At 68.5% G+C, this 24,852-nt stretch carries 26 protein-coding genes and 1 pseudogene; 18 read left to right on the forward strand and 9 right to left on the reverse strand.

The window, feature by feature from the left end; translation table 11 throughout:
- Positions 1–13: 13 nt before the first annotated feature.
- Complete coding sequence (locus tag NO978_RS06185) at positions 14–961, reverse strand: mechanosensitive ion channel family protein (RefSeq protein WP_257298675.1); 948 nt, start codon at positions 959–961, stop codon at positions 14–16.
- A 117-nt stretch (positions 962–1,078) separates the two neighbouring features.
- Between NO978_RS06185 and NO978_RS06190 the strand changes: the two genes are divergently transcribed.
- A complete protein-coding gene (locus NO978_RS06190) occupies positions 1,079–1,567 on the forward strand; it encodes a dCTP deaminase (protein WP_257298676.1) in 489 nt (162 codons plus the stop codon).
- A 42-nt stretch (positions 1,568–1,609) separates the two neighbouring features.
- Here the strand turns inward: NO978_RS06190 and NO978_RS06195 are convergent, their stop codons facing one another.
- A complete protein-coding gene (locus NO978_RS06195; RefSeq protein WP_257298677.1) occupies positions 1,610–2,419 on the reverse strand; it encodes a BtpA/SgcQ family protein in 810 nt (269 codons plus the stop codon).
- A gap of 136 nt (positions 2,420–2,555) precedes the next feature.
- Between NO978_RS06195 and NO978_RS06200 the strand changes: the two genes are divergently transcribed.
- Positions 2,556–3,638, forward strand: a complete 1,083-nt coding sequence (locus tag NO978_RS06200; protein ID WP_257298678.1) for an NADH:flavin oxidoreductase/NADH oxidase — start codon at positions 2,556–2,558, stop codon at positions 3,636–3,638.
- Here NO978_RS06200 and NO978_RS06205 read toward each other — a convergent pair whose 3' ends face one another.
- The gene (locus NO978_RS06205) at positions 3,639–4,202 is read right to left on the reverse strand and encodes a thioredoxin family protein (RefSeq protein ID WP_257298679.1); all 564 of its coding nucleotides are present in this window, start codon (positions 4,200–4,202) and stop codon (positions 3,639–3,641) included.
- A gap of 133 nt (positions 4,203–4,335) precedes the next feature.
- Between NO978_RS06205 and NO978_RS06210 the strand changes: the two genes are divergently transcribed.
- The 5 genes from NO978_RS06210 to eis all read left to right on the forward strand — a co-directional run bounded on the left by NO978_RS06210 (position 4,336) and on the right by eis (position 8,773).
- Entirely contained in the window at positions 4,336–4,878 is a 543-nt protein-coding gene (locus tag NO978_RS06210) for a hypothetical protein (RefSeq protein WP_257298680.1), read from the forward strand.
- A 51-nt stretch (positions 4,879–4,929) separates the two neighbouring features.
- Positions 4,930–5,754 carry a DUF6159 family protein gene (locus tag NO978_RS06215; RefSeq protein ID WP_257298681.1) on the forward strand — a complete coding sequence of 275 codons (825 nt, stop codon included), beginning with the start codon at positions 4,930–4,932 and terminating at the stop codon, positions 5,752–5,754.
- Positions 5,755–5,829: 75 nt separating this feature from the next.
- The gene (locus NO978_RS06220; protein WP_257298682.1) at positions 5,830–6,318 is read left to right on the forward strand and encodes an Lrp/AsnC family transcriptional regulator; all 489 of its coding nucleotides are present in this window, start codon (positions 5,830–5,832) and stop codon (positions 6,316–6,318) included.
- Positions 6,319–6,320: 2 nt separating this feature from the next.
- Positions 6,321–7,472, forward strand: coding sequence for a pyridoxal phosphate-dependent aminotransferase (locus tag NO978_RS06225; RefSeq protein ID WP_257298683.1), 1,152 nt, complete (start codon positions 6,321–6,323; stop codon positions 7,470–7,472).
- A gap of 74 nt (positions 7,473–7,546) precedes the next feature.
- Positions 7,547–8,773, forward strand: a complete 1,227-nt coding sequence (gene eis / locus NO978_RS06230; RefSeq protein WP_257298684.1) for an enhanced intracellular survival protein Eis — start codon at positions 7,547–7,549, stop codon at positions 8,771–8,773.
- On the opposite strand, the gene NO978_RS06235 is transcribed toward eis, so the two are convergent.
- Complete coding sequence (locus tag NO978_RS06235) at positions 8,770–9,921, reverse strand: FAD-binding oxidoreductase (protein ID WP_257298685.1); 1,152 nt, start codon at positions 9,919–9,921, stop codon at positions 8,770–8,772. The genes eis and NO978_RS06235 overlap by 4 nt on opposite strands.
- Before the next feature lie 419 nt (positions 9,922–10,340).
- On the opposite strand from NO978_RS06235, the gene NO978_RS19925 reads away from it, so the two are divergent.
- On the forward strand, positions 10,341–12,200 hold the full coding sequence (locus NO978_RS19925) for a PAS domain-containing protein (RefSeq protein ID WP_257298686.1): 1,860 nt from the start codon (positions 10,341–10,343) through the stop codon (positions 12,198–12,200).
- A gap of 20 nt (positions 12,201–12,220) precedes the next feature.
- Here NO978_RS19925 and NO978_RS19930 read toward each other — a convergent pair whose 3' ends face one another.
- Together NO978_RS19930 and purL are read right to left on the reverse strand one after the other, a co-directional pair.
- Complete coding sequence (locus NO978_RS19930) at positions 12,221–12,793, reverse strand: HalX domain-containing protein (protein ID WP_257298687.1); 573 nt, start codon at positions 12,791–12,793, stop codon at positions 12,221–12,223.
- Positions 12,794–12,939: 146 nt separating this feature from the next.
- The gene (gene purL / locus NO978_RS06250; RefSeq protein ID WP_257298688.1) at positions 12,940–15,153 is read right to left on the reverse strand and encodes a phosphoribosylformylglycinamidine synthase subunit PurL; all 2,214 of its coding nucleotides are present in this window, start codon (positions 15,151–15,153) and stop codon (positions 12,940–12,942) included.
- A gap of 178 nt (positions 15,154–15,331) precedes the next feature.
- Between purL and NO978_RS06255 the strand changes: the two genes are divergently transcribed.
- The 5 genes and pseudogenes from NO978_RS06255 (at position 15,332) to NO978_RS06275 (ending at position 19,469) form a co-directional block, all read left to right on the forward strand.
- Positions 15,332–16,018: a PHP domain-containing protein gene (locus tag NO978_RS06255; protein WP_257298689.1), complete on the forward strand. Its 687-nt coding sequence runs from the start codon at positions 15,332–15,334 to the stop codon at positions 16,016–16,018.
- Complete coding sequence (locus NO978_RS06260) at positions 16,015–17,130, forward strand: asparagine synthase-related protein (RefSeq protein ID WP_257298690.1); 1,116 nt, start codon at positions 16,015–16,017, stop codon at positions 17,128–17,130. Before NO978_RS06255 ends, NO978_RS06260 begins: the two co-directional genes overlap by 4 nt.
- 361 nt (positions 17,131–17,491) lie before the next feature.
- Positions 17,492–17,641: pseudogene (locus NO978_RS06265) on the forward strand (IS5/IS1182 family transposase); the annotation flags it as partial.
- Positions 17,642–17,894: 253 nt separating this feature from the next.
- Positions 17,895–18,248, forward strand: a complete 354-nt coding sequence (locus NO978_RS06270) for a hypothetical protein (RefSeq protein ID WP_257298691.1) — start codon at positions 17,895–17,897, stop codon at positions 18,246–18,248.
- A 714-nt stretch (positions 18,249–18,962) separates the two neighbouring features.
- The gene (locus NO978_RS06275) at positions 18,963–19,469 is read left to right on the forward strand and encodes a hypothetical protein (protein ID WP_257298692.1); all 507 of its coding nucleotides are present in this window, start codon (positions 18,963–18,965) and stop codon (positions 19,467–19,469) included.
- A 4-nt stretch (positions 19,470–19,473) separates the two neighbouring features.
- Here the strand turns inward: NO978_RS06275 and NO978_RS06280 are convergent, their stop codons facing one another.
- Entirely contained in the window at positions 19,474–20,445 is a 972-nt protein-coding gene (locus NO978_RS06280; RefSeq protein ID WP_257298693.1) for a transcription initiation factor IIB family protein, read from the reverse strand.
- Positions 20,446–20,689: 244 nt separating this feature from the next.
- On the opposite strand from NO978_RS06280, the gene gatC reads away from it, so the two are divergent.
- The 3 genes from gatC to NO978_RS06295 all read left to right on the forward strand — a co-directional run bounded on the left by gatC (position 20,690) and on the right by NO978_RS06295 (position 22,812).
- Positions 20,690–20,968: an Asp-tRNA(Asn)/Glu-tRNA(Gln) amidotransferase subunit GatC gene (gene gatC, locus NO978_RS06285; protein WP_257298694.1), complete on the forward strand. Its 279-nt coding sequence runs from the start codon at positions 20,690–20,692 to the stop codon at positions 20,966–20,968.
- On the forward strand, positions 20,965–22,227 hold the full coding sequence (gatA, locus tag NO978_RS06290) for an Asp-tRNA(Asn)/Glu-tRNA(Gln) amidotransferase subunit GatA (protein ID WP_257298695.1): 1,263 nt from the start codon (positions 20,965–20,967) through the stop codon (positions 22,225–22,227). The genes gatC and gatA overlap by 4 nt, the downstream gene beginning before the upstream one ends.
- Before the next feature lie 171 nt (positions 22,228–22,398).
- Positions 22,399–22,812: a hypothetical protein gene (locus NO978_RS06295; RefSeq protein ID WP_257298696.1), complete on the forward strand. Its 414-nt coding sequence runs from the start codon at positions 22,399–22,401 to the stop codon at positions 22,810–22,812.
- 43 nt (positions 22,813–22,855) lie between these two features.
- Here the strand turns inward: NO978_RS06295 and NO978_RS06300 are convergent, their stop codons facing one another.
- Both NO978_RS06300 and NO978_RS06305 read right to left on the reverse strand, forming a co-directional pair.
- Entirely contained in the window at positions 22,856–23,209 is a 354-nt protein-coding gene (locus tag NO978_RS06300) for a MarR family transcriptional regulator (protein WP_089731249.1), read from the reverse strand.
- A 60-nt stretch (positions 23,210–23,269) separates the two neighbouring features.
- Complete coding sequence (locus NO978_RS06305) at positions 23,270–24,016, reverse strand: NRDE family protein (RefSeq protein ID WP_257298697.1); 747 nt, start codon at positions 24,014–24,016, stop codon at positions 23,270–23,272.
- Between the two features lie 72 nt (positions 24,017–24,088).
- On the opposite strand from NO978_RS06305, the gene NO978_RS06310 reads away from it, so the two are divergent.
- Both NO978_RS06310 and NO978_RS06315 read left to right on the forward strand, forming a co-directional pair.
- Positions 24,089–24,553: a pantetheine-phosphate adenylyltransferase gene (locus NO978_RS06310; protein ID WP_257298698.1), complete on the forward strand. Its 465-nt coding sequence runs from the start codon at positions 24,089–24,091 to the stop codon at positions 24,551–24,553.
- A 77-nt stretch (positions 24,554–24,630) separates the two neighbouring features.
- Positions 24,631–24,840 (forward strand): hypothetical protein, encoded by a 210-nt coding sequence (locus tag NO978_RS06315; RefSeq protein ID WP_257298699.1) that lies wholly within the window; start codon positions 24,631–24,633, stop codon positions 24,838–24,840.
- Positions 24,841–24,852: the final 12 nt, after the last annotated feature.

Genomic DNA, 24,852 nt, shown 5'->3' on the forward strand with positions numbered 1-24,852 from the left:
AAAAGACGCCGGGCTACCGGAACCGCCCGGCGGGGAACGACACCCTGTCCGGGTTCGCCTGGAACCGGTCGAGTATCCCATCGTACAGCGCGTTCTTCGTCCGCTGTATCTGCCGCGGTCGGGTCAGGAAGCGCAGCCGGAGCTCGACCCACGTCTCCCGCTGGACGATGTTGACCGACGGCCTGTCCTGCACCTGGAGGTCGACCGGCGTCTCGGCCAGCTGTTCGCGGTAGGTCCCGACGCGACGCTCCATCTCGTCGCCGAGCTGCTCGTCGGCGACCTCCCGCATCACCTGCGTCGCGAAGTCGAGGTCGGTGTCGTAGGACACCTGCATCGACACCTCGCTCCAGACGAACGGGAAGTCGTCCCGGGAGTAGTTGAACACCTCCGAGGAGAGGATGAGGCTGTTCGGCACCGTCACGGTCCGGCCCGACGGCTGGTGCGAGGAGACCAGGTCGCCCTCGACCTCCCACAGCGTCGTCACGAGGAAGTCCACGTCGATGACGTCGCCCTTCGCGTCCTCGATGCGGACCCGGTCGCCCACCTGGTACGGTCGCATCGAGAGGATGTACACCCAGCCGAGCAGCGACGTGAGCGGCTGCTGCAGCGCCACTGTCACCCCGAAGCCGACGATACCGAGCGAGAACAGCACACCCAGCCACTGGTCGGTCAGCACGCCGGCGACGGCGACGATTGCCGCGACGACCATGACGAAGCGGACGACGTTACGCATGTCGTGCCGGCGGCGCTTGTCGTGGATCAGCCGTCCCATCCCTGCCGAGAGCAGGAGGTAGACACCGTACGTCCCGCTCGCGATGGCGAGTGCGAGCAGCCCCTTCAGCACCCACGGCTTCGCGGACTGCTGCGATTCGGGGGGGACCCACGCCGTCTCGAGGACGCTCACCGCGAGGATTGCCGCTAGCGCGACGAGGAACGCGAGGTAGCCGAGACGTCGCTTCACACCATCGTTGGTCGAAAGCTGTCGTCAAAACGGTTGTGTTGTCGGTGGTCGGCTCGCAGCCCTCCTCGCGTACCGAACCAGCCGGCCTTTTTGAGGGTGGCACTCCAACCCCCGAGCATGCAGGAGGTACTCGACCGCGTGGAGAACCTCGTCCACCCGGAGACCCAGGTTCGAGAGCACGGCATCGACCTGACAGTCGGCGCCATCCACGAGGTGGCCGGCCAGGGACGCATCGACTTCGGCGGCGACGAACTCGAGGAGGCGGACCTCGAGCCCCACGACCTGACCCGTCGAAACCCCGACGACGAGTACCAGTGGTGGCACCTCGACGGGGGGACGTACGTGCTCCAGTACAACGAGCTGGTGACCGGCGACGAGCACGCCCGACTGCTGCTCCAGCCACGGAACAAGCTGATGGCCCGCGGTGCCTCGCACCCGACCGTGACCGTGGGCGCACACCTGCCACTGGTCCCCCTCACCGTCGGCGGTGCCGGTATCGAGATCAAGGAGAACGCACGCGTCTCGACGGTGGTGCCTGTCGAAGCTGGCCCGTCAGTGGGCGACGACGAGGCGGACGACGCCGTCGACGCCGACATCGTGGAGTAGGCCGGCAGCACCGAGGGCGTGCCGACCGCCCTGCCCCCGTCGCTACTCGTCCCGTGCCGCGTCGACGACCGAACGGACTCGCTCCTCGTCGACGAGATTCGTCGTCTTGCCGCCGTCTTTCAACGCCGTGCCGACGACGACGCCATCAGCCAGTTCGAGCGTCTCGCTCACGGTTTCGGCGGTCACGCCGCTCCCGACGAACAGCGGCGTCCCCGGCACCGCGTCGTCGATTGTCTCCCCGGCGGTCTGGAGGACGCTCCGGTCGGTCGGGTCGCCGGTGCCGGAGCCGGAGACGACGATGCCGTCGGCGAGCCCGCGCTCGACGGCGTCGACCAGCTCCTCGCGCATCGGCCGGTCGGCCAGCGGCGCGGCGTGCTTGACTGCCACGTCGGCCAGGACGGCCACGTCGGCGTCCAACCGGTCGCGGAGGCGCATCGTCTCGTGGGCCTTGCCCTGGATGAGCCCCTGATCGGTGACCGTCGCGCCGACGTGGGCGTTCACCCGGACGTAGTCGGCTCCGACGGCGGCCGCGACGGAGAGCGCCGCCTCGGCGTCGTTCCGCAGGACGTTGATGCCGACCGGCACCGAGGCCTCGTCGACGAGTTCGGTGCCGAGCGACGCCATCTCGGCGACGACGTGCTTCGGCACGTCCTCGGGGTAGAACGGCGCGTCACCGAAGTTCTCGACCATGATACCGTCCACGCCACCGGCTTCGAGTGCACGAGCGTCGGCCAGCATCTGCTCGCGCAGGCCCTCGCGGTCGCCGTCGAACCGGGGCGCGCCCGGCAGCGGCGGCAGGTGCACCATGCCGACGACCGGCGCGTCGGTCCCGAACGTCTCCTGTAGGTTCATGCGACCGGATTGACCGGCGAGCGCGATAAGCCCGGCCCTTCGCTGGCGTCGGGTCGCCTCGTCGCCGGCGTCACTCGTAGCGGCAAGCTGTACGCCCATCGTGGGCTTGACCCTCGCCGACGCGCTACGCCCCTCGATGAGCGACCTCTTCGCAGACCTGACGATACGCGAGACGACCGTCCCGAACCGCGTGATGGTCTCCCCGATGTGCCAGTACTCCTGTGCGGGCGACGGCCTGGCGACGGACTGGCACCAGCAGCACCTCGGCAGCCGGGCCGTCGGCGGCGCGGGCATCGTCATGACAGAGGCGACCGCAGTCTCGCCCGCGGGGCGCATCTCCACCGACGACCTCGGCATCTGGAGCGACGCCCACGTCGACGCCCTCGCCCCCGTCGCCGCGTTCATCGCGGGACAGGGGTCGGTGCCGGCCATCCAGCTCGCCCACGCCGGCCACAAGGGCTCGAAGACGCCGCCGTGGGACGGCTCGACACCCGTCCAGCCCGACGGCGACGGCTGGGTCGCGCCCTCGCCGTCGGCCGAAGCCTACCCCTACGACGACGACAAGGCCGTCGCGACGATGACGACCGAGGAAGTCGAGGGACTGGTCGAGGACTTCCGTGCCGCGGCCGAGCGCGCACTGGACGCCGGTTTCGAGATCGCGGAGGTCCACGCTGCCCACGGCTACCTGCTCCACGAGTTCCTGTCGCCGGTCACCAACCGTCGCGACGACCGCTACGGGGGCGACTTCGAGGCGCGGACGCGCGTCGTCCGCGAGGTCACGGCGGCCGTCCGCGAGGTCTGGCCCGACGAGAACCCCGTGTTCGTCCGCGTCTCCGCGACGGACTGGCTCCCCGACCGAGAGTCGTGGACCGTCGACGACACCGCGCGGCTGGCTGGTGACCTCGCCGACGAGGGAGCGGACCTCGTCGACGTGTCGGCGGGCGGACTCCATCCCGACCAGCAGGTTCCGAACAGCGGCCCGGGCTACCAGGTCCCCTACGCCGAGCGCGTGAACGAGGCGACGGAGGCGCTCGTCGGCGCAGTCGGCGGGATAACGACGCCCGAGCAGGCGGACGAGCTGATCCGGAACGAGCGCGCCGACCTCGCTATCGTCGGCCGTGAGCACCTGCGGGACCCGTACTTCACGCTGCACGCCGCCGAGGAACTGGGCCGAGAAGACGAAGTCGAGTGGCCGATTCAGTACCGGCGCGCGGTGTAGTCAGTCCTCTTTCCACTTGATGGAGCAGCCCCGCGAGGGCTCCCACTCGATGTCGACCGCCTCGCCGGCGAGGACGGCGTCGATTGCCTCGCGGATGTGGAACCGCGTCGGCTCGTCCTCGGGGTTCAGGGCGTCGTCGAGGCGGCCCTGATAGACGAGTCTGAACTCGCCGTCCTCCCTGGCGAACAGGAACGGGTCCGGCGTGCAGACCGCGCCGTACTCTCGGCTCACCGCCTGGGACTCGTCGCGGAGGTAGGCGTCGTACTGGATGCGTCCGTCCGCTGTCCACTCCCGCATCGCCTCGAAGGAGTCGTCCGGGTACTCTTCCGCGTCGTTCGGGTTGATGCCGACGACCGCCACGTCGTCGTACTCCGCCGCGAGCTCGTTCAGCAGGTCGAACTTCGCCTGCGCGTAGGGGCAGTGGTTGCAGGTGAACACCAGCAGCAACGCCTCGTTGTCGGCGAAGCTGTCGAGGGTGTACGTCTCCCCGTCGACGCCGGGTAGCTCGAAATCGGGTGCGGCGTCACCGGCAGACAGGTTCGAGTCTGACTCCATCTGGACCATATCGTCCAGATGTTGGCGTTCGCGGGCTTAAGAACTGGCGTTCCGGGAGCCGGATGGTCCACGGCTGGCTGTCGGTTCGCCTCGGCGGGCGAGAGCGTCCACGCTTATTACGGACGCCTTCGAGAGTGGAACCATGCCAGAGATGACTGTCTCCGACGCGCAGGCGGAGTTCCTCGAATCGCTGCGGGCGGAGATGCAGGCCGAGACCCGGTACGGATACGTGCGAAAGCGGGACGCGCTCCAGTACCTCATCGACAACGCCGAACTCGACGAGGTCGACGTCGAGGCGGATGTCGCACCGCCATCCGAGACCGACGACGAGGTTGGCGACGAGTCGACGGAAGAGCAGGCTGCGGAGGCCGTCGAACACCAAGACGACGAGGAGGAGGCGACCGCGGACGGCGGCGCTGGCGTGGACGGGAGTACCCAGGCCGAGGCGGCGGACGGTGGGACGACAACCGCGGGTTCGCCGTCGTCGATGCCCGACCCGAGCGACGGGGGCGAGGAGGGCGACGACCGGCTGAACGCGATGATGAACCTGCTCGACACCCACGAGGACAAGTGGCGCGAGGCCTCGAAAGAGGACGCACGGTACGAGGTCGACATGCCCGACGGGACGACGCAGTACGTCCAGACGAAAGACGACGTGCGGGCGCACCTGTTCAAGAACTACTGAGCGAGAAACCGTCCGCCCTCTTTTATACGATGCCCGGTCATCTGTGCCCGTATGGGTTTCCTCACACGACTCCGGACCGGCTGGGCGCTCACGAAGGACAGTCTCCGGGTGCTCCGCGGCGACCCGGAGCTGGCGGTGTTCCCGCTCGTCGGCGGCGTCGCCGGGCTCTGCTACGTCGCGTTGCTGTTCGGCGGCGCCACCCTCGTCGGCGGCCTCGACTCGCAGGCCCTCCAGATTGCCCTGCTGTTCCTGCTCTACCTCGGGACGACGTTCGTCGCCTCGTTCGCGACGGCCGCGCTGATGCACGAGACGCGGACGGCGTTCGAGGGCGGCGAGCCGTCGTTCCGGAGCGGGATGGCCGCCGCGTGGCGGAACAAGGGCACGCTGCTGGTCTGGTCGGTGGTCTCGGCGACCGTCGGGGTCGTCATCCAGCTCATCGACAGCCAGGACAACCTCCTCGCCGAGATACTGGCGGGCATCGTCAGCGTCGCGTGGTCCATCCTCACCTACTTCGTCGTCCCCGTCATCACGTTCGAGGACGTCTCGGTCCGCGAAGCGATCCACCGGAGCGGCGAGACGTTCAAGGGGACGTGGGGCGAGACGGCCGGCGCGCACTTCGGCGTGGGCATCGTCACGTTCCTGTTCATGCTGCCGGTCGTCCTCGTCGCGGGCGCAGTCCTGTTCCTCGGCGTCGGCTCCGGGAGCGGCTTCGGGTTCGGTGCGTCGGTGGCCGTCGCCGCAGTCCTGCTCGTCGGCGCGTACCTGTTCAGCACGACGCTGTCGAGCATCGCCAAGACCGGCCTGTACGTCTACGCGACCGAGGGCCGGCGTCCGGGCGCGTTCGAGGATGTCGACCTCGGTCACGTCCCCGACTGAGGCCGCGACGCTTCGTTCGCGGCGAACCCCGACGCGGAAGAAACGCTTTTGGCCCCCTCGCCGACTCCTAGGGGTATGACGGCACGGGACGACCTGCTCGACCTGCTGGTCGAGGACGCACGTCACACGACGGCGGACCTCGCACGCATGACCGACCTGACCGAGGACGAGGTCGAGGCAGCACTCGCGGACCTCGAGTCCGAGGGCGTCGTCGCTGGCTATCAGGCCATCGTCGACTGGGAGAAGACCGACCGCGAGGTGGTCCGTGCAACCGTCGAGCTCAACGTCACGCTCGACCGCGAGACGGGCTACGGCGACATCGCCGAGCGGCTCGCCCGGTTCCCGCAGGTGAAGACGCTGCGGCTCGTCAGCGGCGACTACGACTTCCTCATGGAGGTCGAGGGGTCGTCGATGCACGACGTCTCCATCTTCATCAGCGAGAAGGTCGCGCCCGTCCCGGAGGTGACCCAGACGGTCACGCACTACGTCATGACGACGTACAAGGACCGCGGGGTCGCGCTGAACGACGACGACGACGACGACAGGCTCTCGGTGTCACCCTGACCATGGGGCTGGACATCTCAGAACGCGTGCGGTCGGTGCCGCCGTCGGGCATCCGCAGGTTCTTCGAGCTGGCGGAGGAGCGCGACGACGTCATCTCGCTGGGTGTCGGCGAGCCCGATTTCTCCGCGCCGTGGGCGGCCCGCGACGCGGCCATCGACTCGCTGGAGCGCGGCCGGACGAGCTACACGTCGAACCGCGGGCTACTGGAGCTGCGACAGGCCATCTCGGGACACGTCGAGGACCGCTACGACCTCGGCTACGACGCCGACGAGGAGATACTGGTGACGACGGGCGTGAGCGAGGCCGTCGACGCGACGCTGCGGGCGCTCGTCGACCCGGGCGACACCGTTGCCGTCGTCGAGCCGGCGTACATCTCGTACGTGCCCGGCGTCATCTTCGCCGGCGGCGAGCCGTTACGCGTGCCGACCCGCGAGGCCGACGAGTTCAAGCTCACGTACGAGGCGCTCGAGTCGGCCGGCGCGGCCGACGCCGACCTGCTGATGCTCTGCTACCCGAACAACCCGACCGGAGCGGTGATGACCGGCGAGGAGCTGGAGCCGGTCGCGGAGTTCTGCCGGGAGCACGACATCGGTGTCCTCTCGGACGAGATCTACGCCGAGCTCCAGTACGAGAACGAGCACACGTCCATCGCGACACTGCCGGGGATGCGCGAGCGGACCGTCGTCTTCAACGGCTTCTCGAAGGCCTACGCGATGACGGGACTCCGGCTCGGCTACGCGATGGCCCCGCCCGAGGTGACGACGGCCATCAACCGCGTCCACCAGTACGGGATGCTCTCGGCCCCGACGACGGCGCAGTACGCGGCACTCGAGGCGCTGCGCTCCTGTGACGACGAGGTCGAGGCCATGGTCGACGAGTACGACCGTCGGCGGCGGTTCGTCCTCTCCCGGTTCGACGAGATGGGCATCGACTGCTTCCGGGCGAGGGGCGCGTTCTACGTCTTCCCGGAGGTGCCGACCGACGAGTCGGCGGAGGCGTTCGCCGAGGGGCTGCTGCGCGAGGAGGGCGTGGCGATGGTTCCGGGCGACGCGTTCGGTGACGGCGGCGAGGGGCACCTCCGCGTCTCCTACGCCACCGGGCTCGACGACCTGCGCGAGGCGATGGCCCGGTTCGAAGCGTACATCTCGGACTGAGCCGGCCCCCGCAGCGTGGGAGAAAATCGCACGGGACAGCAACCTTCTTGCCCCGCGACGCCGGCGACTCGACCATGACAGAGTACCGTCCGCTCACGGACGACGAGGAAGCAACCTTCCACGAGTTCGTCACCTACGCCTTCCGTCCGCAGGCAGGCCCCGAGGGCATGGAGTACGACCCCGAGGAGGTGGACGAGCGCGGCCGCCTCGGCGAGAAGCGCGGTGTGTTCGACGACGGCGAGCCGCTCGCCGTCTGTCAGCACTACTGGTTCGAGACGACACTCCGGGGCGCGACCGTGGAGATGCCCGGGCTCTCCGCGGTGGCGTCCCCACCCGAGCACCGGCGCAGTGGCAACGTCCGGCGGATGCTCGAAGCCTCCGTCGAGGAGTACCGGGACCGCGAGGCACCGATCTGTGCGCTCTGGCCGTTCGACTACGGCTTCTACCGGCAGTACGGCTGGGAGACGGCGAACAAGTGGACCGAGCTCTCCTGTCCACCCGATGCGCTGTCGTTCGCGAGCGAGGCCGCCGCGGAGACCGCCGAACGGGCCGAACGTGGCGGGGACGAGTACCACTGGCGGCGTCTCGACGCGGACGACTGGGCCGCCGTCGATTCGGTGTACCGCGCTCATACCGAGGGTGTCGACCTCGCACTACACCGTGACGAGGACTGGTGGCGACACCGTCGGTTCACCGGCTGGGACGACGACCCGTTCGTCTACGGCTGGGGGAGCGACGAGGAACTCCGGGCGTACGTGTTCTACGAGTTCGACGAGGGCGACGAGGGGCGCGAACTACGTGTCCAGGAGTACGGGGCGCGCGACCACGAGGCGTTCCTCCGATGTCTGGCGTTCTGCCGGGACCACGACTCGCAGGTCGAGACGATGACGTTCCGCGACGAGCCGGAGCCGCTCCTGTTCGACCGAACCGGCTCGCCGGAGGAGGTCGACGCCACCCTGCGGACCGGCCCGATGGTCAGAGTCGTGGACGTCGTCGACGCGCTGGAGACGGTGACGTACCCGGCCGACGGCTCGGTGGTCCTGTCGGTCGACGACCCCCTCGCCGAGTGGAACGACGGACGGTTCCGGCTGGACGTGACCGACGGTTCCGTGACCGTCCATCGGACCGACGCCGACCCGGACGTCGAGCTCGACGTCGGTGCCCTCTCACAGCTGCTCGTCGGCTACGCACCCGCCGAGCGACTCACGCGAACGACTGACCTCCTGGCGGACGGCGAGACACTGCGCACGCTCACCAGGCTGTTCCCGCCGACGGACGTCGCCATCTACGACGGCTTCTAGGCGACGTTCCGCTCGTCGTGGGTCTCGCCACGCTCGAACCGGTCGGCCGAGAGTGCGTCGAGGTCGACCAGGTCGGTCTCGCCGTCGACGACGAGGTCCGCGACGATGCGGCCCGTGGCCGGGGCGTGCTGGAAGCCGTGGCCCGAGAACCCGATGGCGGCGAGGTAGCCCGGTGCGACCTCATCGACGATGGGATGGTGGTCGGGCGTGACCGCGTACAGCCCCGCCCAGCCGTTCTTGATGCGGGTCTCGGGGCCGAAGTAGTCCGCGTAGTCGGCGGCGTGTTCGACGGCTTCGATGGTCCAGTCGGTGTCCGCCGTGGCCGAGAACCGGTCCGGGTCGGCGTCCGGGTCGTCGCCGCCGAAGTGGCCCCCGACGAGCGCCGCGCCCTCCCGCTCGGGCCGGAAGTACGAGCCGGTGTCGAGGTCGATAGTCAGCGGGTTGGACTCCGGCACCGGCGTCTCCGGGTCGACGATGGCGACCTGCCGGCGCTTCGGCGCGACGGGCAGGTCCACGCCGGCCAGTCCGTTCAGCTGGCCCGCCCACGGGCCGGCGGCGTTGACGACGTAGTCGGCGTCGATAGTCCCGTCGGGGGTCTCGACGCCGGTCACCCGCCCGTCGGCGTCTCGGTTGACATCGGTGACAGGCGTCTTCGTACGCACGTCGACGCCCGCCTCGGCGGCCGCCTGCGAGTACCCCTGCAGTGCGAGGTGGGGGTCGGCGAAGCCGTCCGTCGGGCAGTACGTCGCCGTGCGGAACGCCGTCGCGTCGAGCCCGGGACAGTGTTCACGTGCCTCTGCGGGAGTGAGCAGCTCGCTGTCGGCGCCCTCCTCCTGCTGCATGGCGACGTTGGCCGCGAAGTCCTCGGCAGTCTCCTCCTCGCGGGCCAGGAAGAGGTAGCCGGAGCGTCGGTACTCGATGTCGACCCCGAACTCCGCCTCGAAGGACTCCCAGACCGCGATGCTCGCCAGTGAGAGCCTGACGTTCACCCGCGTGGAGAACTGCGTTCGGATGCCGCCAGCCGACCGTTCGGTGCTTCCCGACCCGATGGAACCCTTCTCACAGCAGACGACATCGCAGCCCCGCTCGGCGAGGCTGTACGCGGCCGCCGCACCGACGATGCCACCGCCTACGACGACGACTGTCATACCGGAGTCAGGGCAAGAGCCGAGTTAACTCTTGTCTGCCGCCCAGCTTCGGTGAGTCCGCCGGCCGTTCACGGCGTCCCCAGGGTCGGTCGTACCGTCTCGACGCAGCGTCAGCGGCCAGCGAATCTGGCGACAGACGGACAGCTTCCGCAGCAACCAGTGCACCACTGGACGACAGTCAGTTCGTACTCGTCGTTCCCGTCGAAAGAGCCGAGCCGTGTAGAGCTGTCTGCACGCCGTGAGGAGTGTCGCTGTCGGCGGAGCGGAGTGGGGGACTCAGCCCCGATAGCGGCGGCGGGGCTGGCCACGAAACGTAAGTAGGGGAATCACGTAGCCCCGTACGACCCCGCAGCCATGCATTCTCGTCTCACCATCTCGCGGCCTCTACGACAGCCCCCAACCGACGAGGTGGACGGAGGGTGAGCAACGGGCCACACGCGACGGACCGCTCGGTCCCGATACTCGACCGGGTCGGTGACGCGTTCTTCGCCCTCGACGGCGACTGGCGTTTCACGTACATCAACGACCGCGCCGAATCGATGCTCAAGCGGTCGCGCCGTCAGCTCATCGGCCGGGTGATGTGGGACGAGTTCCCGGAGACGGTCGAGACGCAGTTCCCCGAGGGGTTCCATCAGGCGATGGAGACCCAGGAGCCGGTCTCCTTCGAGGTGTACCACAACCCGCTCGACACCTGGTTCGAGGCCAACGCCTACCCCTCCGAGTCGGGGCTCTCGGTGTACCTTCGCGACATCACCGACCGGAAGGAGCGCGAGAACGAACTCGCACAGCACGCCCGGGTCGTCGAGGCGGTCCACGACGGCGTGCTCACCGTCGACGACGACGACCGCATCGCCAGCGTGAACGAGGCCATCGAGGAGACCCTCGGCGCCACGCGGGACGAGCTCGTCGGCCAGCCGATCCGGCGGCTCCCCCAGCTCGCGAGCATCGACTCCGAGGGCGCGATGGCTATCGGCGAGGCCATCGGCACGCTCCAGTCCGGCGAGACCAGCTACCAGCGCTTCGAGCTCTCCTTTACCGACGCCGGCGGCGAGGAGCGCATCGGCGAGATGCGGATGGTCCCACTCGGCGAGGGCCTCGCGAGCGTCGCGGGCGTCATCCGCGACGTGACCGAGCAACGCGAGTACGAGGAGACCGTCGACTCCCTGCACGAGGTCACTCGCTGGCTGTTCGGCGCGGAGGACGCCGCAGAGATCTGTTCCGTCGCGGTCCACGCCGCCGACGAACTGCTCGACCTGCCAATCTCGGGTGTCTGGCTCATCGACGACGAGCGTGGCTGTCTCGACCCGATGGCGGCGACGATGGGCGCACACACCGAGCTCGGTGGCCTCCCGCAGTTCTACGAGGGCGAGGGCCTCATCTGGGACGTCTACCGCGAGGGCGAACCGAAGATGTTCGACGACCTCACCCAGGAGCCGGGGCTCTACAACGAGGACACGCCGCTTCGCTCGGAGATCATCGTCCCCATCGGGGCCCACGGCGTCATCATGACCGGGTCGACCCGCGTCGAGGGGTTCGACGACACGGACCTCGAGCTGGTGTCGCTGCTCGCGTCGAACACGGAGGCGGCCCTCGACCGGTCCGACCGCGAGAAGCTGCTCCAGGACCGCAAGCAGTCCCTCGCCCGTCAGTCCGAACGGCTGCGTGCCGTCGCAGACATCCTCTCGGAGGACCTGCAGCAGCACCTCGACGACGTCGCCAGCGAGTTCGACGAGGAGAGCCACGACCCCGCGGTGGCGGAGACGCTCACCCGTGCCGAGGAGCTCGTCGACGACGTGCTGGAGTTCGCTCGCGACCAGAGCGCGATGGGGTCGCGCTCCTCGGTCGATTTCGAGAGCGCTCTCTCCGACGCGCTCGACGCGTCTGTCGCCGAGGACATGACCGTCTACCTCGAGTTCGAGGGCAGCGTCCGCGCCGAGCGTGCCCGCTTCGTCCACATGCTCGAGACGGTGTTCAACGACGTGAACACCCGTGCGAAGGGCGACGCGACGGTCCGTATCGGCCCCGTCGAGGACGACGCTACGGGCAAGCCGACGGGGTTCTACATCCTCGACGACGCCGCGGCCATCCCCGAGACCGAGTTCGACCGTGTGTTCGAGCCCGAGACGACGACCGGCAGCGAGCGCTCCGGGCTCGGGCTCGCGGTCGCCCGCGAGATCGCCGAGGCCCACGGCTGGGAGGTCGACGTGTCGACGGGCCAGGCTGGCGGGACGCAGTTCTCCGTGACCGGGATGGTCACGTTCGAGGTCTCACGGCAGTAAGTCGGGCCGAGCGCTCGCACTCAGCCGGTTCTGGAGAGGTCCTGACAGACTCGACGGTACGCGTCGTGGTTCGACAGCTCGGTGATGGTCTCGTCGATTTGGGCGCGCATCACGTTCAGCCGGTCCTCCAGCCGGGCGTACTTCTCGGAAGCCCGGAGCTCCGCCTCGGTCTTCTGGGAGTCGAGCAGCGCCTTCTTCGAGGCGAGCGCGAAGAACTGCTGTATCTGCTCGTCGTACGTCGAGCGGAGCAGGAGCTGGTCGATGGTCGAGAGCAGGGCCTCCTTCGACACGGGCTTGACGAGGTAGTCGTCGAACCCCATCTGGATGATGTCGAAGTCGGGCTCGACCGCGGTCACCATCGCGACGCGGGTGTCGAGCTCGCGCTCGCGGATGGTCGAGAGCACCTGGTCGCCGGAGAGTCCCGGCATCCGGCGGTCGAGCAGGACGATGTCACGCGAGTCGTCCATCGCATCGAGCGCCTGGCTGCCGTTGTACGCCGTCTTCACGCTGCAGGCATCTCTGAGCCACGCGGCGTACAGGTTCGCCAGGTCGGGTTCGTCCTCGACGATGAGGACCGCGGGTGAGCCCGCCACGGCTCACCGACCCCCGGTGTCCGAAGACATCGTCCCCGTGTTGCCACTTGGAGTATATGAAGATGACGGGGGAGACGGGCTGCAGCAGGCGTCGCTCGGGCCGAGCGAGACGGGTGTCGCCGATGTCGGAGTCGTGAGCCTCCCGGTCACCCCATGGTGTCGGCGATAACCGACCGCAGGTCCGCGATTTCGGCGGCGTCGTACGTCAGCTCGGTCCAGAACGTCGTCAGTTCGAGCCGCCCGTCGCGGGTGCCCTCGCCGATGCTGGCCACGGGTGCGACACCGACGAAGGCCTCGCGCACGGCGTCGGGGTCGGTCGTCTGGACGAGGACGCGGCCGGGCTGTTCGTTGAACAGGAGGCCGGTCTGCTCCCGCTGGGAGCCGAGACCACCCTGCTCGGGCAGGTCGACGCGCAGGCCGGCGTCCTCGTGGACCATCTCGGCGAGCGCGACGGCGAGGCCGCCGTGGCTCACGTCGTGGGTCGCCTGGACGTGCTCGGCGTCGGCGACGTCGGCGAGTGCCGCGACGAAGCCCGGGGAGTCCGTGGGGAGTTCCGGGAACGTGTCGGAACCACCGTTGCGAGCGAGGTACTCCGAACCGCCGAGTGGCTGCGCGCCGTCGTCGCCGCGCAGCGACCGGTCGCCGACGAGCAGGAGCTCGCCCTCCGCCGACGCGGCCAGCGGCGGTGCGTCGTAGCCGGCCTTCGTGCCGACCATCGCGACGGTCGGCGTCGGCGGGATGGGACCCGAGGGCGAGTCGTTGTACAGCGAGACGTTGCCGCCGACGACCGGGACCGAGAGGTCGTCACACATGTCCGCGAGCCCGTCGACGATTCCCTTGAACCCGCCGTAGACGTCGGGCTTCTCCGGGTTGCCGCCGTTCAGGCAGTCCACCGCGGCGAGCGGCGTCGCACCTTTCGCGGCGAGATTGGTCGCGTTTTCCAGCGCGACGGCACGAGCCCCGTCGTAGGGCGCACACTCCGTCCAGAGCGGGTCCGCGCCGGCCGAGATAGCGAGTCCGGTGCCGACGCCGTCGTCGCCCTCGGTCTCGCGGACCGCGACGAGCGCCGCGTCGTCGCCGGGGCGGACGCTCGTCCGGACGCCGACCTCGTGGTCGTACTGGCGGGAGACCCAGCGCTTGGAGGCGGTCGTCGGGCTTCCGACGACCGATTCGAACGCTTCCGCGAGCGGCACGTCGGGCCGGTCGACCGCGGGTTCGGCCGGCTCCTCGGCCGGCAGGTCGTTCATCGGCGCGCCGTCGCCCAGGAACTCGGCGGGTGCGTCGACGACCGTCTCGCGCTCGCCGTCCTCGCCCTCGAACGTGCAGACGTAGTTGCCGTCGGTGACCTCGCCGATGACCGAGCAGCCGAGGTCGAAGCGGTCGGCGACCGCCTGAACTCTGTCCACGTCCTCGGGGCGGACCTCGTAACACATCCGCTCCTGGGACTCGGCGAGCAGGATCTCCAGTGCGTTCATGTTGGGTTCGCGCTGGTGGACCCGGTCGAGTTCGATCTCGGCACCGAGACCGCCCTTCGCGACGAGTTCGGACGACGCACCCCCGAGGCCCGCCGCGCCGAGGTCGCGCGCGGACTGGACGAGGTTCTCCTCGACGAGCACCTCGTTGGCCTCGATGAGCAGCTTCTCGGAGTACGGGTCACCCACCTGCACGGCGGGGCGGTCCTCGGTCTCGGCGTCCTCGCTCAGGTCCTCGCTGGCGAAGGACGCACCGCCGAGCCCGTCGCGCCCGGTCGCGTTCCCGACGAGGAGGAGCTTGTTGCCCGGTTCCTGTGCCTCCGCGGTGACCATCCGGTCCGCGTCGGTGAGGCCGACGCAGGCGACGTTGACGAGGGGGTTGCCCTCGTAGTCGGGGTGGAAGTCGACGCTGCCGGCGACCGTGGGGACGCCGATGCAGTTGCCGTAGTGGCTGATGCCCTCGACGACGCCCTCGAACAGGTACCGGGAGTGCTCGCGGTCGAACTCACCGAAGTAGAGGGAGTCGGCGAGCGCGATGGGGTACGCGCCCATCGACATCGTGTCGCGAACGATGCCGCCGACGCCGGTCGCCGCGCCGTCGAACGGGTCGACGTAGGAGGGGTGGTTGTGGCTCTCGACGCCCAGCGTGATGTACGTGTCCGAGTAGCCGTCGCCCGAGGGCTCGGGCAGGGCGACGACGGCGGCGTCGTCGCCGGGGCCGACGACGACCTGGTCACCCTCGGCGTCGAACGCACCGAGCAGGGGTCGGGAGGAGCGGTACGCGCAGTGTTCGCTCCAGAGGTTCTCGAAGAGCGCGGCCTCCGCCGGTGTGGGGTCGCGCCCGAGTTCGTCCACAACGAGTTCGCGGTCGGAGTCGGCGAGGCTCATTCATCCTCATGTCGATACCCGGGCGGTTTATGCGTTTCTATGCGCACGTTCGTGAACACTCTACCGTGCCGTGTTGCCCTCCTGCCGGGCGGGGCACCACAGAACCGGTCTGGCCCGTGCCAGGGTACCCGGGCGACGTACCGAGGCGCTTTTAGCCCTGCCACCGGTAACTCAGCGCGTGCTATCGGTCGAGTTGCACTGCCACTCGTCGCTCTCGTACGACGGCCGTGACCCTGTCGAGTTACTCCTCGGACAGGCCGAGGCCGTCGGGCTCGACGCGCTGGCGGTGACCGACCACGACGAGATCGACGCCAGCCTCGACGCCGCCGAGAAGGCCGCGGAGTACGGGCTGCTGGGCATCCCCGGCATGGAGGTGACGAGCGCGGACGGCCACATCCTCGCGCTGGGCGTCGAGGAACTCGTTCCCGAGGGTCGGCCCTTCGCCGAGACCCTCGACATCATCAGGGACCTCGGCGGTATCGCCGTCGTCCCCCACCCGTTCCAGGAGTCCAGAAGCGGCGTCATGGAGAACATCACCCGCGCCGAGCTGGCGACCGCCGACGCCATCGAGGTGTACAACTCGCGGCTCCTCACGGGGCGCTCGAACCGTCAGGCCGAGCGCTTCGCCCGGGAGTACCGACTGCCGATGACCGCCGGGAGCGACGCCCACATCAGCGAGATGGTCGGACAGGCTGTCACCCGCGTCGACACGGACGAACCCACGGTCGAGGAGGTGCTCGACGCCATCCGCGAGGGTCGGACGACCGTCGAGGGCCGCCGGACGCCGTGGCGGATCAGCTTCCGGCAGGCCGCCGGCGGGGCCAAGCGGCGCGTGAAGAACCGGATGCACGAGTTCCTGCCGTGACACTCGACGGTACCGACGCCGCGACGGTCCGCCACGCCGTCGAGACCGGTGACCCGCTCCCCGGGACGGCGGGCTTCGCCGGCGAGCTCGACGGTGCGCTCGTGCGTGACGTTCTCGGCCGGCGACCGGTCTTCGTCGACGAGTCCGACGACGGGAGCGACGCCAGCGACGACGCACCGCGCTGGTCGTTCGATCCGACTGACCTCGATTCGCCGCGGAGCCTGCCCGCCGGCGTCCGACGGACCGTCGACGGACGGGAGACGCAGGCGTGGTCACTCCCCGACCCCGGACCGACGACCGAGACCGACGCGGCCGTCGCCGACCTCCGCGACGCCATCCGGGAGAGCGCGGCGGCGCTCCCGGACGCGCCGCTCGCGGTCGCCTTCTCCGGCGGCGTGGACTCCGCGCTCGTCGCCGCGCTCGTCGACGGTCCCTGCTACGTCGCGGGTTTCCCCGACAGCCACGACGTCGAGGCCGCACGTTCGGCCGCCGACGCGATGGACGTCGACCTCACCGTCGTCGAACTCACCCACGACGCCATCGAGCGGGCGGTGCCCGAAATCGTCGCGGCGACGGGCCGCACGAACGCGATGGACGTGCAGATATCGCTCCCCCTCTACCTCGTCGCCGAGCGCGTCGCCGCCGACGGCTACGACCACCTCGCGGTCGGCCAGGGCGCGGACGAGCTGTTCGGCGGCTACGCCAAGGTCGCGAAGGCCCCGGAGGACCCCCGCGTCGAGGCCGAGACGGTCCGTGGCGCGGTCCGCGAGATGGTCCAGGGCCTGCCCGACCAGCTCGAACGCGACGTGCTTTCCCTGCGAGGGGCCGGCGTGGAGCCGGTCGCGCCCCTGCTCCACGATGCCGTCGTCGAGGCCGCGCTGCCGCTGCCCGCCGAGTTGCTCGTGGACGACACCGGCACCCGGAAGCGCGCGCTCCGACTCGCCGCGCGTGAGTGGATTCCGGAACACGTCGCCGACCGGGACAAGAAGGCCGTGCAGTACGGCAGTCTGGCGTCCCGCGAGCTCGACCGGCTGGCTCGGCAGGACGGCTACAAGCGCCGGATGGACGACCACGTAACGAAATACGTGGAGTCGCTGGTTTCGAACGAGTAGAACGGATTCTGTGGGCCGAGTGCCCTGTGAGATCATACTCTGAACAGCTAGGAGACTCGTTCGTCGGCGAGAACAACTGGAACCGAGAACTGCTAGAAAGCCCCGAGTCTCTCGGCCCTTTCAGTCCCACCCGACCGCACCGCACCTCACTCCTCCCCAGCCGCCTGCGACGCTCGCTCCGAACCGCGCACCGTTCGCCTGGCCGCACGCCACCCGGCTGGTCGGTCGTCGATGTAGGCCGAGAGTTTACAATAAGTGTAAACTTCAGCCCGAGGAGGAAGCGGTAGCCCGATTTGGCTCTGTAGTTTCGCTAGACGCGACGGCGACGGCTACGCTATCTCGGTAGAAAGCGGAGAGGTAGATTAGTGTCACATCCGAATTCGGTCTCTTCACACGTGTTACGTTCGATAAGGCTAAATCAGCTGTCGCTAACCCAGACGAACCCGCCGACCTCAGCGGGAGAGGCGGGTTCGCCGAATGGGCGATGCTCACCTTGCACCCACTTCGCATTGGCTCGAATTCCGCGAAATGCTGCTCAAAGCGACTGTCTACAACCTTGGCCGGAGCGTCCGATTTGCGTAAAATCGACCGCTGTGTACCGAAACTACAGAGCCAAACGTATAATTGCGCGCAGTCTGACAGTCGAAGAGAGAGCCTTGATCAACCGTCGGGCGGTGCTCAGGACGGTCTGTGGAGTCGCCGCGGTAGCCACAGCTGGATGCAGTCGATCTCGCTCCGCTCGACTCTCATTAGGACTGATTCGAGTGGTGAACCTGACGGGCGCGTCGCTGGACGTGCAACTCAGCCTCACGCCGAGAGGTGACGAGACAGAGCTGCAGCGGCAAGACACACTCGCTGAGAAAGGGAGTAGCGGTGAGGGTGCGGCAGACCAGTTGGTCTATCGGCCAGATTCCAGACCGAGAGTCTCCGATTACGATTACGCACTCGCGATCGACGGCGAACTGGGACACGATATCAGCGGGACGAATATCGTCGAGAGTATCACGAGAGAGTACGATGGCGACAGCTGTCTGGTGCTCCACTACTTTATCAACGAGCCTGCCGATACTGTCGCGTACTCCCACGAGCTGTACCCGGCGTGTGACCTGCCGGAGTGACCCCGTCTCGATCCCCGTCAGAATTGAAGGACCCGCGGTGGGACCGCAACGCCGTCTTCGAGTCAGTTCGCTTCAGTCGTCGTAGGACTCGTGCTGGCCGCGTCGTCCCGAAGCCGATCTCGGATACGGGCTCGCCGAAAGCGCCGCCGCCGAAGCTCCCATCGACGTTGACGTGGCCCTCCCACGGTGTCTCGCCCATCTTCAGTGTCGCCCGCTGGTAGTGCGAGAGCTGGTCCGTCGATTCCCGGTGGGGTAAGTAGCCCCCGAATGAATCCTCGTGGACGCGTCGATACTTGAATCCGCGGTCCAATTGCGTCTTCCCTGTGCCTTTCTTCAGGGAATTCGCGATATTGTCGGGGAGAGGACTGCCCCGGCGACAATTCCGGTCCAAGGATTGCTGGAACTCAGCGCGGTCATCGCCGTCACACTCGTACCGAAGACGGGCTCGACCCAGCCGGGGAGAGTCGGTTCGCCATTGGTACTGGCATTCTCGCTGCACCCACGGAAACCCTCATCGGGGGTCGGGGAGATCAACGGGCTACCACTCGGACCAATTGGGGACTACCGAGTCGCGTCTAGTGAAACGACAGGGACCCCGATTTAGTCCTCGCGTGTTCACCGGCCGAGTCGGTGGTCGTGGACTCGTCGAACGGTCACGGTCGCTTCCGCGGACCGAACGTCTTTACTCGCGTGGGCCGCCAGTTCGAACGACGAATGGCACCAGAGAGAGCCGACCGTGACCCCGGACGAACCATCGGACTGGGCGAGGTCGCCATCGGTGTCGCGCTGGTCGCGTTCCTGCTCGGCATCGGCGTCGTGGCGGCGGGTACGTTCCTCGTCTCGGACAACTGCGAGTCCCAGGCCGGGGTCTCGCTGACGAAGGTAAACGAGACGGACCGTCCGGTCGTCGAGGCGGGGAACCTCTCGGAGGACGTGCAGGAGCCGGTCGGCATCGCGGTCCGGGAGAACCGGACGATGTTCGTGACGCCCGAGCAGCACCGCAGCGAGCTAGCGAACCGGACGATTCAGTTCGAGGGCACGCTGTACGAGGTCGACGACCCGCGGGAGTTCGAGGACTGCGGGGGCGGCACCGACGACGTGTTGCAGTTCGGCGGCTTCTGGCTGGCGGTGCTCGGCCTGACGGCGGCGGCGCTACTCGCGGTGTTGCAGTACGGCTCGAAGTGGTTCCCGTCCGACGAGGAGTACCGACGCCGGAACTGAGCACTCAGGCCGGGTGTTCGGCCTCGAGCAGCTCGTGGTAGCGGTTGCGGATGGTGACCTCGGAGATGTTCGCGACTTCGCTGACCTCGCTCTGGGTCACCTTCTCGTTGGTGAGCAGCGAGGCAGCGTAGACGGCGGCGGCGGCGAGGCCGACCGGGGACTTCCCCGAGTGGAGCCCCTCGCGCTTGGCGGTCTCAAGCAGCTGGCGCGCCCGGCGCTCGCCCTCGTCGCTCACGCCGAGCTCGCTCGCGAAGCGGGGGACGTAGCTCACCGGGTCGGCGGGCTGTATCTCGAGGTTCAGCTCGCGGACGACGTAGCGGTACGTGCGGGCGATCTCGTCGCGTTCGACGCGGCTGACGTTGGTCACCTCGTCGAGGCTGCGGGGCGTGCCGGCCTGGCGTGCCGCGGCGTACAGTGACGCCGTCGCGACGCCCTCGATGGAGCGGCCGGGCAGGAGGTCCTCACCGAGCGCGCGGCGGTAGATGACCGACGCCGTCTCGCGGACGTTCTTCGGGAGGCCGAGGGCGCTTGCCATGCGGTCGACCTCGCCGAGGGCCTGCTTGAGGTTGCGCTCCTTGCTGTCGCGGGTGCGGAAGCGCTCGTTCCAGGTGCGTAGCCGCTGCATCTTCTTGCGCTGGTTCGAGCTGAGCTGCCGGCCGTAGGCGTCCTTGTTCTGCCAGCCGATGTTCGTCGACAGGCCGTCGTCGTGCATCATCTTCGTCGTCGGTGCGCCGACGCGGGACTTCGAATCCTTCTCGCCGGCGTCGAACGCGCGCCACTCCGGGCCGCGGTCCACGGAGTCCTCGTCGACGACGAGGCCGCAGTCCGCACAGACGGTCTCGCCGTGTTCTTCGTCGTCGATCAGCTGCCCGCTGCACTCCGGGCAGGTCCGCAGGTTCTCGGTCGTTTCGGTCTCGGTCGTTCGCGCCTCCCGACTCTCGTCAGTCTGCTGGCGTCGGATACTCGTGTCAGTCATTGTGGGGTGTCTGAACGCGTGTTCAGAAACGGAGGGTCGTACACAAACTGTTGCAGCGAGCAGGACTTAAACGCTTGGGCTAACTCTCGTTGGTATTTCGTGTCATCAAGTCACTGTTCGAACAGGATTTTTTGTCGATTAGGTAACTCCGGGGTAACCACCCCACCGGCCAGCCGTCACCGACTCCCGCCCCGACCAACCCCGTATCGAAACGCTTACTCGGCGGAACCGACTTCGTTGGCGCATGAGCGACACCGAGGCGACGCCCGACGACGTGCGCCACGTCGCGGAGCTGGCGCGGGTCGACCTCGACGAGGACGAGGTCGACGAGTTCGCGGACCAGTTCGCCGACATCCTCGACTACTTCGACGCCCTCGACGAGGTGCCGACGGTCGAGCGCGAGTCCGACCTCGTCAACGTGATGCGGCCCGACGAGGTGCGCGAGGGGCTGAGTCAGGCGGAGGCGCTGTCGAACGCCGACGAGACAGAGGACGGCTACTTCAAGGGGCCGAACGTCTCATGAGCATCTTCATCACCGAGGAGACGGTCGAGGGTGCAGACGACGGCCCGCTCGCCGGGACCACCGTCGCCGTCAAGGACAACATCTCCACTGCCGGCATGCGGACGACCTGCGGGTCGGCGATGCTGGACGACTACGTGCCGCCGTACGACGCGACGGTCGTCGAACGGCTGAAGGAGGCCGGCGCGGACATCGTCGGGAAGACGAACATGGACGAGTTCGGGATGGGTACGACGACCGAGACCAGCGCGTTCGGCCCGACGGAGAACCCGGTCGCCGAAGGACGCGTTCCGGGCGGCTCCTCCGGCGGGTCCGCGGCGGCAGTCGCCGCGGAGGAGGCGGACCTCGCGCTCGGCAGCGACACCGGTGGCTCGGTGCGCTGTCCCGCCGCGTTCTGCGGCGTCGTCGGCATCAAGCCGACGTACGGGCTGGTCTCGCGCTACGGGCTCGTCGCGTACGCGAACTCCCTGGAGCAGATCGGGCCCTTCGGCGCGACCGTCGAGGAGACCGCGGCGCTGCTCGACGTCATCGCCGGTCCGGACGAGCACGACGCGACGACCCGCGAGGAAGGTGCGGACTCGAACTACGCCGCCGCCGCCGACGGCGATGTCGACGGTCTCTCCATCGGCGTCCCGACCGAACTGGTCGAGGGTGCCGACGAGGGCGTCGTGGAGACGTTCTACGACGCGCTCGACGAGCTCGAATCGCAGGGCGCGACCACCCACGAGGTCAGCCTCGAATCGGTCGAGTACGCGGTGCAAGCGTACTACGTCATCGCGATGTCCGAGGCGTCTTCGAACCTCGCGCGGTTCGACGGCGTGCGGTACGGCCAGTCGGGCGGCTACGACGGGAACTGGAACGAGGTGTTCGGCACGGCCCGCGAGGAGGGCTTCGGTGCCGAGGTCAAGCGCCGCGTCCTGCTCGGGACGTACGCCCTCTCGGCCGGCTACCACGACAAGTACTACAAGCAGGCACAGGACGCCCGTGCCTGGGTCAAGCAGGACTTCGACGAGGCGCTCTCGGAGGCGGACGTGCTCGCGTCGCCGACGATGCCGGTCCCACCGATGGAGCTCGGCGAGAGCCTCTCGGACCCGCTCAAGATGTACCTCGCCGACGCCAACACCGTGCCGGTGAACCTCGCGGACCTCCCCGCCATCTCGGTGCCAGCAGGCGAGACCGACGGGCTCCCCGTCGGCCTGCAGCTCGTCGGCCCGGCCTTCGGCGAGGAGACCATCATCCGCGCCGCCAGCGCGCTCGACTGACGCGCACCCCGGTCCGGGACGTCGCTTGAACGTTCCGGCCACCCGCTGGTTCGACCCCGCCACCGTCCTGCGTATCGAGAGGTGAGTCGTCCACAATAGTTATATTCCGGTTCGTGGTACGTGTGGTTGAAACCGACCGCCGCGGGGGCGGCGTTCGGGGGGTGAGCAAAGATGCGAATCACAGAGGAGACAGACGTCGAGTTCGACGAGTTCTCGCGAGCCTGCGACCTCGTCGAGAGATACTTCGACGACCTGATCGACGACGTAGCACTGCACGCACCGATCTCACGACGCCAGCTCGTCGCCGTGCTGGCGCGGGCCCAGCTCTCGGGGCGTGGGCTCGGTCCCGAAGAACTGCGCGAGGAGGGCGAGCTGGTCTACCAGTCCAACGACGAGACGTTGTTCTGGCTGGACGACACGTTCTGGGCACGGCTCCGGCGACAGCACAACCTCTCGCCGGACGAGGGACGGGCCGCACGTGAGGTCCACCGCCGCATCATCGAAGCCATCGACGGTGACGTGGGCTACTACAACAGGGAGCGCGACCCGTTCGTGCTGATCGAACGACGGTACCCGACGGCGTAGTCGGGCGAAGAACTGTACTGCGTCTCGACGGCGCTGCGAGTAGTTACTCCTCGTACGCGAGGTTCATTATCCACTGCGTGAAGGCGTCGGACTGCGGGTCCGCCTCCTCCTCGCCGATGTACGGCGAGAGCATGTCGCCGGCCATCAGCAGCGAGAAGTTCAGGTCGCGGGCGATTGGCGTGATGAGGTACGTGTTGTGGCCCTCGTACACCGTCTCCTCCCGGTCGACGAGTTCCTTCTCGACGAGGGACTCGGCGATGCGCGAGCCCTTGCGCGAGGAGACGTCGAGCTCCTTCCAGAAGTCGCTCTGGTGGATGCCACCGGTCTCTCTGACGAGTTCCAGACCGGCGAGCTCGTCCGCCGACAGGTCCTCTTCAGCGACGCTCACGCCGACCACCCCCGTGTCGTCGGTGCGACAGGCATGGCTATCACGTCCGTAGTACGTCGGTCGTCCCGCTTAAACCTGCCCTTCGAGGACCACCGGCTCGTGCGTCGTCTCACAGGGTGGGCCGTCGGCGAAGTGGTACTCGGGCTCGTCGCCGAGCACGACCAGCGAGGACGAGCGCGTGCCGAACCGGCCCTCGGGGTCGTGCACACAGACGCCGAACTCGTGGTCGCCGAGGACGGCTGCCGCTCGGTCGCGCCACTCGCGGGCGGTCTCGTCGTCACGCGGGTCGAGAGCCGTGCGAATCCGGCCGACGGCCTCGACCTGTCGCTCGCCGGGCCCGCGCCGGCCGTCGGGCACGTCGAACGTGTCGTCCGCGCCGACGTTGACGACGACGTGGACCCCGGGGTCGAACTCGGTGACGGTCAGCTCGCCGTCCCAGGAGAGCAGGGTGGCGTCGTCGGCGTCGGCGACCACGAGGTTGAACCCCTGGTACTCGTGGTCGGCTACCGCCCCCGCGACCAGTTCGGCGGCCGCGGCCGCGGACGGCTGGCGGAGGGCATCGCGGACGAGCAGGCCGCGCGAGCGTTCGCCGGCCAGGGTCGATTCGAGCCAGCGGTTCGTCAGTCCCACGAACACACCGTGTTCGTTGTAGCCGATCCAGGTCCCGCCGGCCTCCTCGTCACGGGGTGCGACGACGACCGGGTCCGTCTCGACGACGGCGGGGTCGACCGAGGGCCGCTGCAGCAGTTCGTCGCGGTTCGCGGCGACCACGACGGGCTCGTCGAAGACACGCCAGGCGAGGGTGAGCGTGCACACGCCCTGCCGTACGGCGCGGACAGGCATAAATCGCCCCCGTGGACTAAGCCCCCGGGACGCCAAGACCGTGCCATGCGAGTCGCCGTCGCCGGGACGTTCGGGCCGGTACACGACGGCCACCGGTCCCTGCTCGAGACCGCTCTGGAGGTCGGTGCCGACGGCGTCGTCGTCGGACTGACGAGCGACCGGTTCGCGGGCAGCAGCCGCGAGCGCGAGGTGCCCGCGTTCACCGACCGCGCCGAGGCGCTCCGGCGGGAGCTCGACGCGCTCGACCGCTGGAACCGCGACATCGAGCTCCGTGAGATAGCCAGCGAGCACGACTTCGCCGCGAGCGACGGGAGCCTCGAAGCGGTCGTCGTCTCCCGCGAGACCGCCGACGAGGTGCCGGGCCTGAACGACGAGCGACGGGCGAACGGACTCGAACCGCTGGTCGCCGTCGTCGTCCCGCTCGTGCGTGCCGAGGACGGAGAGCGCATCTCCTCGACCCGCGTGGTCGCCGGCGAGGTGGACGAGCACGGACGACACGGCTCCGACTGACCGGGGCAAACGATTGTCCAGCTGTCACGCCCGACCCAGGAAGCGGTTTCGTAGCCGGTTCCCAAGCGAAACCCGAAATGGGACTACTCGACTCGCTGTTCGGCGGTGAGAGGACGACCGACGACACCACGACAGACGACGGACCGGCCGTTCAGTCGGAACTGGACGCTCGTCGAGCAGCGGGGCCTGCAGGGCGTCGGGGGGTGACGCTTCTCAGCGACAGCGACGAGCACGCCCCTGCGGTCGCCCGGCTCGCGGACGAGGGCTACGAGATTCGGACTATCTGAGCCGAACCGCCG

It is taken from the genome of Haloarchaeobius sp. FL176 (assembly GCF_024609245.1).
In the GTDB taxonomy this organism is placed as follows: domain Archaea; phylum Halobacteriota; class Halobacteria; order Halobacteriales; family Natrialbaceae; genus Haloarchaeobius.